Source organism: Knoellia aerolata DSM 18566, assembly GCF_000768695.1.
Taxonomy (GTDB): domain Bacteria; phylum Actinomycetota; class Actinomycetes; order Actinomycetales; family Dermatophilaceae; genus Knoellia; species Knoellia aerolata.
On the sequence record NZ_AVPL01000005.1, the window covers coordinates 1 to 12,431 of the forward strand.

Annotated in this window: 12 protein-coding genes; 7 read left to right on the forward strand and 5 right to left on the reverse strand. The window is 73.5% G+C overall.

Annotated features, from left to right (window positions below; translation table 11 throughout):
- The 6 genes from N801_RS20930 to N801_RS03540 all read left to right on the forward strand — a co-directional run.
- A partial coding sequence (locus tag N801_RS20930; RefSeq protein WP_035932918.1) for a glycerophosphoryl diester phosphodiesterase membrane domain-containing protein occupies positions 1-1,096 on the forward strand: 1,096 nt, incomplete at its 5' end.
- Positions 1,093-1,737: a DUF4129 domain-containing protein gene (locus N801_RS03520; RefSeq protein WP_035932920.1), complete on the forward strand. Its 645-nt coding sequence runs from the start codon at positions 1,093-1,095 to the stop codon at positions 1,735-1,737. The genes N801_RS20930 and N801_RS03520, both read left to right, overlap by 4 nt.
- Positions 1,734-2,933: a DUF4350 domain-containing protein gene (locus N801_RS21695; RefSeq protein WP_035932921.1), complete on the forward strand. Its 1,200-nt coding sequence runs from the start codon at positions 1,734-1,736 to the stop codon at positions 2,931-2,933. The genes N801_RS03520 and N801_RS21695 overlap by 4 nt, the downstream gene beginning before the upstream one ends.
- Complete coding sequence (locus N801_RS03530) at positions 2,930-3,955, forward strand: AAA family ATPase (RefSeq protein ID WP_035932924.1); 1,026 nt, start codon at positions 2,930-2,932, stop codon at positions 3,953-3,955. Before N801_RS21695 ends, N801_RS03530 begins: the two co-directional genes overlap by 4 nt.
- A 7-nt stretch (positions 3,956-3,962) precedes the next feature.
- A complete protein-coding gene (locus tag N801_RS03535; RefSeq protein ID WP_035932927.1) occupies positions 3,963-5,255 on the forward strand; it encodes a DUF58 domain-containing protein in 1,293 nt (430 codons plus the stop codon).
- A gap of 174 nt (positions 5,256-5,429) precedes the next feature.
- Positions 5,430-6,347 (forward strand): hypothetical protein, encoded by a 918-nt coding sequence (locus N801_RS03540; protein ID WP_052112554.1) that lies wholly within the window; start codon positions 5,430-5,432, stop codon positions 6,345-6,347.
- 77 nt (positions 6,348-6,424) lie between these two features.
- Here the strand turns inward: N801_RS03540 and N801_RS03545 are convergent, their stop codons facing one another.
- Positions 6,425-7,420: a stage II sporulation protein M gene (locus tag N801_RS03545; RefSeq protein WP_035932929.1), complete on the reverse strand. Its 996-nt coding sequence runs from the start codon at positions 7,418-7,420 to the stop codon at positions 6,425-6,427.
- A gap of 43 nt (positions 7,421-7,463) precedes the next feature.
- On the opposite strand from N801_RS03545, the gene N801_RS03550 reads away from it, so the two are divergent.
- A complete protein-coding gene (locus N801_RS03550) occupies positions 7,464-8,285 on the forward strand; it encodes an RDD family protein (protein ID WP_052112555.1) in 822 nt (273 codons plus the stop codon).
- 30 nt (positions 8,286-8,315) lie between these two features.
- On the opposite strand, the gene N801_RS03555 is transcribed toward N801_RS03550, so the two are convergent.
- From N801_RS03555 to N801_RS03570, 4 genes are all read right to left on the reverse strand, one after another.
- Entirely contained in the window at positions 8,316-9,395 is a 1,080-nt protein-coding gene (locus N801_RS03555; protein ID WP_439330530.1) for an adenosine deaminase, read from the reverse strand.
- 62 nt (positions 9,396-9,457) lie between these two features.
- Positions 9,458-10,747, reverse strand: coding sequence for a thymidine phosphorylase (locus N801_RS03560; protein WP_035933147.1), 1,290 nt, complete (start codon positions 10,745-10,747; stop codon positions 9,458-9,460).
- 31 nt (positions 10,748-10,778) lie between these two features.
- The gene (locus N801_RS03565; protein WP_035932932.1) at positions 10,779-11,174 is read right to left on the reverse strand and encodes a cytidine deaminase; all 396 of its coding nucleotides are present in this window, start codon (positions 11,172-11,174) and stop codon (positions 10,779-10,781) included.
- On the reverse strand, positions 11,171-12,406 hold the full coding sequence (locus N801_RS03570; protein WP_052112556.1) for an amidohydrolase: 1,236 nt from the start codon (positions 12,404-12,406) through the stop codon (positions 11,171-11,173). Before N801_RS03570 ends, N801_RS03565 begins: the two co-directional genes overlap by 4 nt.
- Positions 12,407-12,431 lie beyond the last annotated feature (25 nt).

A 12,431-nucleotide genomic window follows, 5' to 3' on the forward strand; every position in this document is an offset into this window, starting at 1 on the left:
CCCGCCGCCGTCCCGCTACGTCCCCCCGCCCCCGGCCTGGGCGCAGCAGGGTCCGGCCGGCGCACGACCGGCGCACCTGCCGGTCCCGCCGCCGGGCGGGTGGCTGCCGCCGCGGATGGACTTCCGACCCGGGATCGTCCCGCTGCGCCCCCTGGGGATGAACGACGTCTTCGGTGGCGTCTTCCGCGCCGTCCGGGGCAACGTCGCCGCCACCGTCGGGCTGGCCGCGCTGACCTCGCTGGTCTTCCTCGTCCCGTTCACCGCGCTCGGGGCGTGGGTGTCGAGCCAGGAGTCCTCGGTCCCCCTCGAGGACTCGTTCGCCACCAGCGACACCGCGGGCCTCATGGGCTCGCTCGGCTCGTTCATCCCGTCCATCGGGTCGTGGTTCTCGACGATCCTGCTCGCGGGGTTCCTCGCCTACGTCATCGGGCAGGCCGTGCTGGGCCGCAAGGTCAGCGCGGGTGAGACCTGGCGGGGCACGAGCCGCCGCATCGGGGCGCTCGCCGGGGCGACGCTGCTCACCTCGCTCGTCTTCGTCGTCTCGCTCACCGCCATCGTCGGGCTGCCCGTCGTCCTCCTCGTCGCCGCCGACAGCTCCGGGAGCGACGGGATGCTCGCCGCCGGGGTCGTCGCGCTCCTCGTGGGCGTGCTCGTGGCCGTCGTCCTCACGCTCTTCCTGTGGACCCGGCTCGCCTTCGTCACGCCCTCCCTCATCCTCGAGAACCTCCCCGTCGGGCAGGCGTTCGCGCGCTCGTGGCGGCTCACCGGCGGCCAGCCGTTCTGGCGCCTGCTCGGCATCCGCCTGCTGGCCTCCCTCGCGATCGGCATCACCGGCTCGCTCATCACCGCGCCCCTGGCCCTCATCGGAGCCGGCCTGGTGTTCACGGGCCTCCCGATGGACCAGATGTACGTCTGGCAGGCCGTCATCACCGGTGCCACCGGCGTCGTCGCGGGGGCGATCACGACCCCCATCACCGCCGGCATCGACTCCCTCCTCTACGTCGACCAGCGCATCCGTCGTGAGGGCCTGGACGTGCACCTCGTCCAGACGGCGCAGGGCACCGCCGTCGCACCCTGGCCCCGCGCCGACGCATGACCCCGGGCCTCGGGCTCCTCGACGCGCCACCTCTCGACCCGTCCCGCGCCGAGGGACGCCGCTGGCTCGAGGAGGAGCTGGCCAAGGCGAGGTACGACGTCGAGCCCAGCCTGTGGGACCGCTTCCAGGAGTGGCTCCTCGGGCTCTTCGACACCACCGGCCCCGGCCTGCCCTCGTGGGTCTTCGCCCTCGTCCTCCTCGTCGGGCTCGCGGTGCTGGCGCTCGTCGTCGGGCTGCTGCTCCGGCCCGAGGCCCGGTCCCGTCGTGGCGGTGACCACGGCGGTGTGCTCGACGACCGCGGAGTCGACGCGACGGCATACCGAGATCGCGCGCAGCGCGCCGTGAGCGACGGTGACTGGGAGACAGCGCTTCTCGACGCCTATCGGGCGATCGTCGCGTCGGCCGTCGAACGGACGATCCTCGACGAGCTGCCCGGCCGGACCGCCCACGAGGCGTCCCTCGAGCTCTCGCGCGCGTTCCCGGCGGAGGATGCCGGCCTGCGCAGCGCCGCTGACCGGTTCGACGCCGTCCGCTACGGCCACGACCGCGGTGTCGAGGCCGACGCCCGGGCCGCCCTCGCGCTCGACGAGCGGCTCGCCCGGACCCGGCCCGAGCTGGCCGGCACGGCGGTGTCGTCGTGACGCTCCTCGGTCGCTGGCGGCGCTCCGGCCTGTGGGCCCTCGTCGTCGCCCTGGGCGTCGGCGCGCTCGCCGTCATCGCCATCGTCTCCACTCCCCCCGGCGAGGCCATGGAGCCGGAGGGGGTCGGTCCTGCCGGGGCCGCCGCCCTCGTCGCCGTGCTGGAGCAGAACGGCGTCGACGTCGAACCCGTGACGTCCATCGACGACGCGGTGTCCTCGCTCCGGGTCCGCCGCGAGGACACGACTGTCGTCGTGGCCAACCCGAGCAACCTCGGGACGGCGGCGGCGCGCACCCTGCGACGGTCCTCGACCGGCGTCGACCGCCTCGTGGTCCTCTCGCCCTCGACGGCGCAGCTGCGCGCGCTCGGCGCCGAGGTCACGGCGCTGCCCATCGGGGCCGGCGTGCAGGTCGACAGCCGGTGCGACATCGGCCCGGTCGACGAGGGCGACTCCCTCGTGGGGATCGACACCCGCTACGAGGCCAGGTCCGACACCGCCGACGAGGTCCGGGTCTGCTTCCCCCTGACGATCGAGGCGGCCGAGGGCGACGAGGGCGACAGCGAGGCCGGGGACCACGGCGCCGGGCTCGTCGACCTCCCCGCCTCGTCGGACCGTGCACCCCTGACCGTCGTCGGCAGCCAGACCGGGTTCGCCAACGGCGCGATCACCGAGGAGGACAACGCGGCCATCGCCCTCCGGCTGCTGGGCGGCTCGCCGCGGCTGGTCTGGTACCAGCCCGGGGTCGCCGACCTCGCCGACGGCGAGGACGGCGGTGCCGACGGCGGGCTGCTGCCGGCCTGGTTCGCCCCGCTGCTGGCGCTGCTCGCCACCGGCCTCCTCGTCCTCGCGCTCGTCCGCGGTCGACGGCTCGGACGGCTCGTGCGTGAGCCTCTGCCGGTCGTCGTCCGCGCGATCGAGACCACCGAGAGCCGCGGCCGGCTGTACCGCCGCGCGCAGGACCGCCCCCGCGCCGCGGCCGTCCTGCGGCTGGCCACCCTCGACCGGCTCCGCTCGCGTCTCGGCCTGCGCCGCGGCGACCCGGTCGAGGTCGTCGCCCGCGCGACCTCCGCCGCCACCGGGCGACCCGTGAGCGAGGTCCTCGACCTCGTCGCCGGACCCCACCCCACCGATGACGCCGCCCTCGTGCGGCTCGCCCAGGACCTGACCGCACTCGAGGAGAAGGCACACCGCCCATGACCGCGAACCCCACGCCCCAGCCGACCGCGGCCCAGCCGACCGCGCCCCAGCCGGCCGCGCCCCAGCCCACCGCACCCGAGGCGCGTGACGCCCTGCTCCGGGTGCGCGCCGAAGTGGCCAAGGCCGTGGTCGGCCAGGACGCCGCGGTGACGGGGCTGCTCGTCGCCCTCCTCTGCCGGGGGCACATCCTCCTCGAGGGCGTCCCGGGTGTCGCCAAGACGCTGCTCGTCCGGTCGCTGTCGCAGGCGCTCGACGTGCAGACCAAGCGGGTGCAGTTCACCCCCGACCTCATGCCGGGCGACCTCACCGGCTCGCTCGTCTTCGACGCCCGCTCGAGCGACTTCACCTTCCGCCAGGGGCCGGTGTTCACCAACATCCTGCTCGCCGACGAGATCAACCGGACGCCGCCGAAGACGCAGTCGGCCCTGCTCGAGGCCATGGAGGAGCGCCAGGTCAGCGTCGACGGCGCGCCCCACCCGCTCCCGTCCCCGTTCATGGTGGCGGCGACGCAGAACCCCGTCGAGTACGAAGGCACCTACCCGCTGCCCGAGGCCCAGCTCGACCGCTTCCTCCTCAAGGTGACGCTGCCTCTGCCGCCGCGCGCCGACGAGGTCGCGGTCCTGCGCCGGCACGCCGACGGCTTCGACCCGCGCGACCTCGCGGCCGCGGGCCTGCGCCCGGTCGCGTCGGCGACCGACCTCGAGGCCGGCGCGCACGCGGTCCGGCAGGTCGAGGTCAGCGACGACGTCGCGGCATACGTCGTCGACATCGCCCGCGCGACGCGCACGTCCCCGTCGCTCTCGCTCGGGGTCAGCCCTCGTGGGGCGACGGCGCTCATGTCGACGGCGCGCGCCTGGGCGTGGCTCAACGGGCGCGGCTACACCACCCCCGACGACGTCAAGGCCCTCGCCCACGCGACGCTCGCGCACCGGCTGTCCCTGCGCCCGGAGGCGGAGCTCGAAGGAGTGGACGTCTCGGCGGTCCTCGACAGCGCCCTCGGCTCCGTCCCGGTTCCTCGCTGACCTGCTCATGGCCCTCACCGCCCGAGCCCTGTGGCTCGTCCTCCTCGGCATCGTCCCGGTGGTGCTCCGGCCCGCAGCCTCGACGGTGTGGCTGTGGCTGCTGCTGTGCGCAGTGGTCGCCGGCGTGGACGCGTGGCTCGCGCCTCGACCGCGGGCGCTGCACCTCGAGCGCGCGCTGCCGCCCTCGGTGCGGCTCGGCGAGTCGGTGCGGACCTCGCTCCTCGTCACCAACCCGGGGACCCGCACCGCCGTCGGCGTGCTGCGGGATGCCTGGCCGCCGTCCGCGGGAGCCGAGCTGACCCGGCATACCCTCCGGCTCCCCGGTGGAGAACGCACGCGGCTCACCACCGTCCTCACACCTACCCGGCGGGGCGACCGTCACGCCGACCGGGTCACCCTCCGGCTGCGCGGGCCGCTGGGTGTCGCCGCACGGCAGGCGTCGGTCGGCGTGCCGGGGCGGCTGCGCGTGCTCCACGCGTTCCCGTCGCGCCGGCACATCCCGAGCCGGCTCGCCGTGCTGCGCCAGCTCGACGGGCGGGCCGCCATGCGCACCCGCGGGCAGGGCACCGAGTTCGACTCCCTGCGTGACTACGTCGAGGGCGACGACGTGCGCTCGATCGACTGGCGGGCAACCGCGCGGCGGCGCGACCTCGTCGTGCGCACGTGGCAGCCGGAGCAGCACCGCCGCATCATCATCGTCCTCGACTCGTCGCGGACGAGCGCCGGGCGCATCGGCGACGCTCCGCGGCTGGACTCGGGGATGGACGCCGCCCTCTTCCTCACCGCCATCGCCGGCCACGCCCGCGACCGGATCCACCTCATCGCCGGCGACCGGGTGGTGCGGGCCCACGTCTCGGGCCACGACCGGGTGCGCACCCTGCACGACGCGATCTCGGAGCTCGCGCCGGTCGAGGCCCAGCTCGTCGAGGCCGACTGGCGGCTGCTCGCCACCGAGGTGAGCCGGGTGGGCACCCAGCGTGCGCTCGTCGTGCTCATCACGCCGCTGGAGTCGTCCGCGCTGGAGGAGGGGCTGCTGCCGGTGCTGCCGGCACTCGCGGCCCGGCACCGGGTCGTCGTCGCCTCGGTCTCCGACCCGGCGGTCGACCGGCTGCGGGCGGGGCGGGGTTCGGCGACGGAGGTGTATGCCGCCGCGGCCGCCGAGCGCACCGTGGCACTGCGTGGTCGGACGGCCACGGCGTTCCGCTCGCTCGGGGTCGAGGTGCTCGACGAGCCGCCGGACCGGCTGCCGCTCGCCCTCGTCGACCACTACCTCGCCCTCAAGCGCCAAGGCCTCCTCTGACCCCGATTGCTTGCGTCTGCGGATCCGGTCGTTCCAGCCACCCCATGCGCAGACGCAACAAGCAGGGGGCGTATGCCGTTCGCTCGTCCACAGGAGCGCTCCTCACGACGCGCTGTTCACAGGTTCAGGACTCGTGCCTTCCGAGCAGCACACCCGGCGCCGAGCGTGGGCGGCATGGCGAATCGACGCACCCATCCCGACCTCGGCATCCAGATCGAGGAGAGGTCAGGGGTGCTCCCCATGAGCGTGCTCCGGGATCTCAAGGTCAGTCGCGGACGCCGCCGGGCCATGGTCACGGGTGGGCGCTGGCGGGTCGTCCCCGGCAAAGGGGTGGTTACGACCCCCGGCTCGACGACCGGTGAGGCCGCATGGCGCGAGGCACTGATGGCCGTGGGTCCCGGCGCACACCTCGGCGGCGTGACGGCCCTCGAGGCGCACGGTCTCCGGGGCTATGTCGAGCCGCGCATCCACATCTGGGTTCCCAAGGGACTCGAGAAGAAGGACATTGCTGGGGTCAGGGTGCACGAGACGCGGCGCTGGACCGCCTCCGACGCGATGCCCGTGGGGGTCCCACGTTCGGTTCCCGCCGTCGCCACCGTCCAGGCGGCACTCTGGGCGGTGTCGCTCCGGCAGGCGATGCTCTGCCTCGTCATGCCCATCCAGCAGCGGATCGTCCGGGTCGAGGACGTCCAGAAAGAGCTCGACCGAGTCAGGAGGCACCGCTTCCGCAAGCCGTTGCAGGCCGGCCTACGCGACATCGCGCTCGGGGCCGAATCGCTCAACGAGCTCGACTTCACCACGGCGTGCCGCACCCGCGGCCTGCCCGAGCCGACACGGCAGGTGGTGCGCCGACTCACTCAGGGGCGGGCCGTGCTGGATGCCTTCTGGGAGCCCTACCGGGTCGTCGTCGAGGTCAACGGTGCCGGCCACAACGGGCTCGACGTGGCCATGCGCGACGAGCTGAGGATCACGGACCTCCAGGTCCAGGGTGACGCGGTGATCCCGCTGTCGGTCCTCACCCTCCGGTGCGACCCTGACCCTTTCTTCGAGGCACTCGAGAGGCTCCTCCGGGCTCGCGGATGGTCCCCCTGATGCGCTTGCGTCTGCGGATGTGGCGGCTCCAACGACCCCTTTCGCAGACGTTGGAGGAATCGGGGTGACGTGGTGGGTCAGGCGGCGACGGGGGCGGAGGCGGACTGGTCGCTCTCGGCGACGTCGCCGGTGACCCCGGCCCGGGCGGCCCGGCGGCCGACGACGAAGACGTACGCGAAGAAGAGTGTCTCGGCGACGACGCCGATGAGGATGCGCGCCCAGGTCGGCAGGCCGGACGGCGTCACGAACCCCTCGATCCCGCCGCTGACGAAGAGGACCACCACCAGCCCCAGGGCGATCCCCGCGGCGGTGCGGCCCTCGGCGGCCAGCGAGTCCAGCCGCGACCGGGGTCCGGGCTCGATCCACGACCAGAAGAGGCGCAGCCCCACGGCAGCCGCGACGAAGACCGCCGTCAGCTCGAGGAGCCCGTGCGGGAGGATCAGCCCGAAGAAGAGCGCCCCGCGGTCGTAGCTGACCATGAGGCCGCCCGCGATCCCCACGGCGACGACGTTCTGCGCGAGGACCCACAGCACCGGCAGTCCCAGGACGCCGAGCGCGATGCACTGCGCCGCGACCCACGCGTTGTTGAGCCACACGAGCGTCGCGAACTCGTGGTGCGGGAACTCGGAGTAGTAGTTCGCGAAGTCGGTGCCCACGTAGGCGTCGATCTCGCGCTGGGTCATCTGCTGGGTGAACACCTCGGGGTGCCGCACCGCCCACGCGCCGACGACGAACGCCAGCACCACGCTGCCGACCGACGTGGCGAGCCACCACCGCCGGGTCCGGTAGAGCGCCGCCGGGAACGTCTGCGTGAAGAAGTCCCCCAGGTCCCGCCACGTCGTGGCGCGGCTCCCCGTCGCCGTGTGCCGCGCGCGGGCGAGCACCGACGACAGGTAGCTGACCAGCGACGGGTCCGGGCTCGCCGAGCGCACCACCGAGAGGTGTGTGGACACGCGCTGGTAGAGGTCGAGCAGCTCGTCGGACTCCGCGCCGGTGAGCCGGCGGCGGCCGGCGAGCTCCTCGAGCCGGCGCCACTGACCCACGTGGGTGGCGATGTAGGCGTCGAGATCCACGCGGTCACTCTATGCGCCGGGGCCGCGGGATAGCCTCGACGGCATGAGCGTGGACGGGGGCTACCGCACCTACGCCGGCGACGACCTCGTCACCGGCGAAGGGGTCTCGGTCGAGGTCCCGGTCGCCAGCGTGCCCAGCCGGGTCGCCTCCCGGCTCATCGACCTCCTCATCACCTTCGCCCTCGCGCTCGGCAGCTTCTTCGGTGCGGGCATGCTCGTCGGCGGCATGTCGGACGCCGTGGCGCAGGCCACCGCCATCCTGCTCCTCGTCTCGCTCACGGTGATCCTGCCGGTTGCCTTCGAGGTGCTGACCAAGGGCCGCAGTCCCGGCAAGTACGCGCTCGGGCTCTGCACCGTCCGAGATGACGGCGGGCCGATCACGCTGCGGCACAGCGTCATCCGGCACCTCGTCGGATTCGTCGAGTTCTACCTGCTGCAGGGCGCCCCGGCCATCGTCGCCGCCGTGGTCCACCCCCGGGCGAAACGGCTCGGGGACATGGCGGCCGGCACCTACGTCATGTCGCTGCGGCACAGGCTCCAGGTCACCGTGCCCCCCGAGGCGCCGCCGGCGCTGGAGCGCTGGGTCCGGGCCGCCGACATCGGGCCGCTGCCCGCGTCACTGGCCATCGGCGTGCGCCAGTTCCTCACCCGCTCCGGCGGGCTCACCCCGCAGGCGCGCCACCACCTCGGCCACGACCTCGGGGAGCAGGTGCTGCGCCACGTGTCGCCCCAGCCCCCGCCCGGGATCCACCCGGAGTGGGTCCTGCGCGCCGTCCTCGCCGAGCGGCGGCGCCGGGACCTCGCCCGGATGCAGGCGGAGGCGGCACGCGCCAGACGCGTCCTGCCGCCCGACCCGCTGGCCTGATCCCCGCCCCGAGGACGGCGAAGGCGACGGTCAGGTCGCGGCGAACAGGGCGGCATACCCCGGCTTGACGACCCGCTCGATGATGACGAGCCGCTCGTCGAAGGGGATGAACGCGGACTTCATCGCGTTGATCGTCGCCCACCGCAGGTCGTCGAGCGTCCAGCCGGCCTCGTCGACGAGGAGCTGCATCTCGCGCGACATCGACGTCCCGGACATGAGGCGGTTGTCGGTGTTGACCGTGACGCGGAACCGCAGCTCCTTGAGCAGCGAGATCGGGTGTGCCGCCACGGAGTCGGCGGCACCCGTCTGGAGGTTCGAGGTGGGGCACATCTCGAGCGGGATGCGCCGGTCACGAACGTATGCCGCGAGCCGCCCGAGCGTGTGCGTGCCACCGTCGCTCGTGATGTCGTCGACGATCCGGACCCCGTGCCCGAGCCGCTCGGCGCCGCACCACTGGATCGCCTCCCAGATGCTCGGCAGCCCGAAGGCCTCACCGGCGTGGATGGTGAAGTGGGCGTTCTCGCGGCGGAGGTACTCGAAGGCCGACAGGTGCCGGCTGGGCGGAAAGCCCGCCTCGGCGCCGGCGATGTCGAACCCGCCGACCCCCTGGTCGCGGTAGCGGATCGCGAGCTCGGCGATCTCGTCGCTCTTGGCGGCGTGACGCATGGCGGTGAGCAGCGAGACCATCCGGATGGGCGTGCCGGCCGCGGCCGCCTCGGCCTCACCCTCGCGCAGCCCCTCGAGGACCGCCTCGACGACCTCGGTCAGGGCGAGGCCGCCCTCGACGTGCAGCTCGGGCGCGAAGCGAGACTCGGCGTACACGACACCGTCGGCGGCGAGGTCGAGGGCGCACTCGCGTGCGACCCGGCGCAGCTGCTCGGGCGTCTGCATGACCGCGACGGTGTGGCTGAACGTCGACAGGTAGCGCTCCAGCGAGCCGGAGTCGGCGCTGTCGCGGAACCAGCGACCGAGCTCGTCGGCGTCGGTGGCGGGCAGCTGGTCGTAGCCCGACTCCGCGGCGAGGTCGATGATCGTCTGCGGGCGCAGGCCACCGTCGAGGTGGTCGTGGAGGAGCGCCTTGGGGGCGCGCGCGACGATGTCGGCGGACACCGCGGGCACCGCGGGCACGGCAGACACAGCGGACACGGTGGACTCGGCGACGACTGGGCCCATCAGGAGATCCTGTCGATGAGGAGGGGGAGGAGGTCGGGGCGCGAGCCCTCGGGAGCGATGGTGAAGCCGCCCTCGAGCGCCTCCTTGGCCCGCTCGAACCGTTCGGGGGTGTCGGTGTGCAGGGTCATGAGACGCTCGCCCCCGCGCACCACGGCTCCGGGCTTGGCGTGCAGCTCGATGCCGGCGCCCGCCTGCACCGGGTCCTCCTTGCGCGCCCGACCGGCGCCGAGCCGCCACGCTGCGACCCCCACGGCATACGCGTCGAGCCGGGTGAGCACACCGTCGGCGGGGGCGAGGATCTCCTCGGTGTGACGCGCGAGAGGCAGCTTCGCGTCCGGGTCGCCTCCCTGGGCGGCGATCATCCGGCGCCAGGCATCCATCGCCCGGCCGTCCCGCAGTGCCGCGGCCACGTCGTCGCCGTCGCGACCGGCCGCGGCGAGCATCTCCTGCGCCAGCGCCACGGTGAGCTCGACCACGTCCTCGGGACCCCCACCGGCGAGCACCTCGACCGACTCGCGCACCTCGAGCGCGTTGCCGGCCGTCAGCCCCAAGGGCGTCTGCATGTTCGTGAGCAGCGCGACGGTCCTGACGCCGGCGTCCGTGCCGAGCTCGACCATCGTGCGGGCGAGCTCGGTGGCGTCCTCGCGGTTCTTCATGAACGCCCCGGACCCGACCTTGACGTCGAGGACGAGGGCGCCCGTGCCCTCGGCGATCTTCTTGCTCATGATCGAGCTGGCGATGAGCGGGATCGCCTCGACGGTCCCGGTGACGTCGCGCAGGGCATAGAGCTTCTTGTCGGCCGGCGCCAGGCCCGCGCCGGCCGCGCAGATGACCGCGCCCACGTCGTCGAGCTGGGCGAGCATGGCCTCGTTGGTGAGGTCGGCACGCCACCCCGGGATCGACTCGAGCTTGTCGAGGGTGCCGCCGGTGTGGCCCAGGCCGCGCCCGGACAGCTGCGGCACGGCGACGTCGAAGACGGCCACCAGCGGCGCCAGCGGCAGCGTGATCTTGTCGCCCACCCCACCGGTCGAGTGCTTGTCGGCGGTCGGGCGCGACAGCGACGAGAAGTCCATCCGCTCACCGCTCGCGATCATCGCCGCGGTCCACGTGGCGATCTCACGCCGGTTCATCCCGTTGAGCAGGACGGCCATCGCCAGCGCGCTCATCTGCTCGTCGGCGACCGCTCCGCGCGTGTAGGCGTCGATGACCCAGCGGATCTGGTCGTTGCTCAGCTCCCGCCTGTCCCGCTTGGTGGTGATGACGTCGACGGCGTCGTGGCTCTCGCTCATGGGCGTCATCATGTCACCCACCCCGCGACCCTCAGATCTGCCGGAGATTCTCCGGCCCGAAGGCCTGCGGGAGGATCTGCTCCATGGTCCGGATCCCCTCGGGCGTCATGACGAGGCACGCGGCGCCGCCGTTCTCCCACAACAGCTGTCGGCACCTGCCGCAGGGCATGAGGGGCTCGCCGCGACCGTCGACGCAGGCGACGGCGACCAGCCGTCCCCCGCCGGTGGAGTGCAGCTCGGAGACCATCCCGCACTCCGCGCACAGGGCGACGCCGTACGCGGCGTTCTCGACGTTGCAGCCGGCCACGACCCGGCCGTCGTCGGTGAGCCCGGCGACCCCCACGCGGTAGTTCGAGTACGGCGCATAGGCGAGGGCGGTCATCTCGACGGCCCTCTCCCGCAACGCGTTCCAGTCGATGTCACTCATTGGGCTGCCTCGATCGCGACGGAGGGGACCTCGGCGAGCCGATCTCCGCCGGCCTTGACGGTGTGCGCGACGACGACCGAGGCCAGCAGCCGGGCGCCAACGCCGATCGAGTCCTCGTCGATGACGACGTCACCCTGGTGCAGGTCGAAGGTGCGACCGCCGGGGGTGCGGGTCCCGAGGCGCGCCATGGCGCCGGGCGCATGCGAGAGGTACCACGAGTAGTCCTCGCCGCCGAGGGACTGCAACGTGGGGGCGACCTGCAGGCCCGAGCCGAGGCAGGCGAAGCGCAGCGCGTCGATGGCGTCGGTCTGGTTGACGACCGGCGGCACGCCCTTGATCCGCTCGAGTCGTGCGTCGACACCGTAGGGGGAGACGACGCCCTGGACGATCTCCTCGAGCAGCGGCCCGACGGTGGCCCAGGCGTTGGCGTCGAGCATCCGCAGCGTCCCGCTGCACTCCCCCGTGCTCGGGATGACGTTGCTCGCCGTCCCGGCCCTGATGACGCCCCAGACGAGGGCGGCGCCGGCACGCGGGTCGAGCCGTCGGGACAGCGCGGCCGGCACGTCCGTGACGACCTTGGCGAGTGCGTAGGTGAGGTCCTCGGTGAGCTGGGGGCGCGACGTGTGTCCTCCCCGACCGGTGAGGACGACCCGCAGGTGGTCGCACGCGGCGGTGATCGGTCCCTCGCGCAGCCCGACCTGCCCGACGTCGAGCGACGGGTCGCAGTGCAGCGCGAAGATGGCGTCGACACCGTCCATGACCCCGGCCGCGATCGCGTCGTGGGCACCTCCGGGCATGACCTCCTCGGCCGCCTGGAAGATCGCGCGGACCGCGGTGCCCCGCTCGCGCAGGTCCTGCTCGAGCTCCCTGAGGGTGAGCATCGCGCCGAGGAGGGCGCTCACGTGGACGTCGTGGCCGCACGCGTGCGCGACGCCGTCGACCGTGGAGGAGAACGGGAGGCCGGTGCTCTCCTGCACCGGCAGCGCATCCATGTCCGCGCGCAGGGCGACCCGGTATGCCGGCTGCTCGGCTCCGACCTCCGCGACCAGTCCGGTGCCCGGGAGCAGGCGAACCCGCACCCCGGCGCGGTCGAGGCGCGCCGCGACCGCCGCGGTGGTGCGCGACTCGAGGCGCGCCAGCTCGGGGTGGGCGTGGAGGTCGCGCCGGAAGTCGATGAGCTCGGGCAGCGCCGACGCGACGCTGGCTCCGATCGCGGTGAGGGTGTCAGTCATGAGACAGCCATGCTACTGGCGTTGC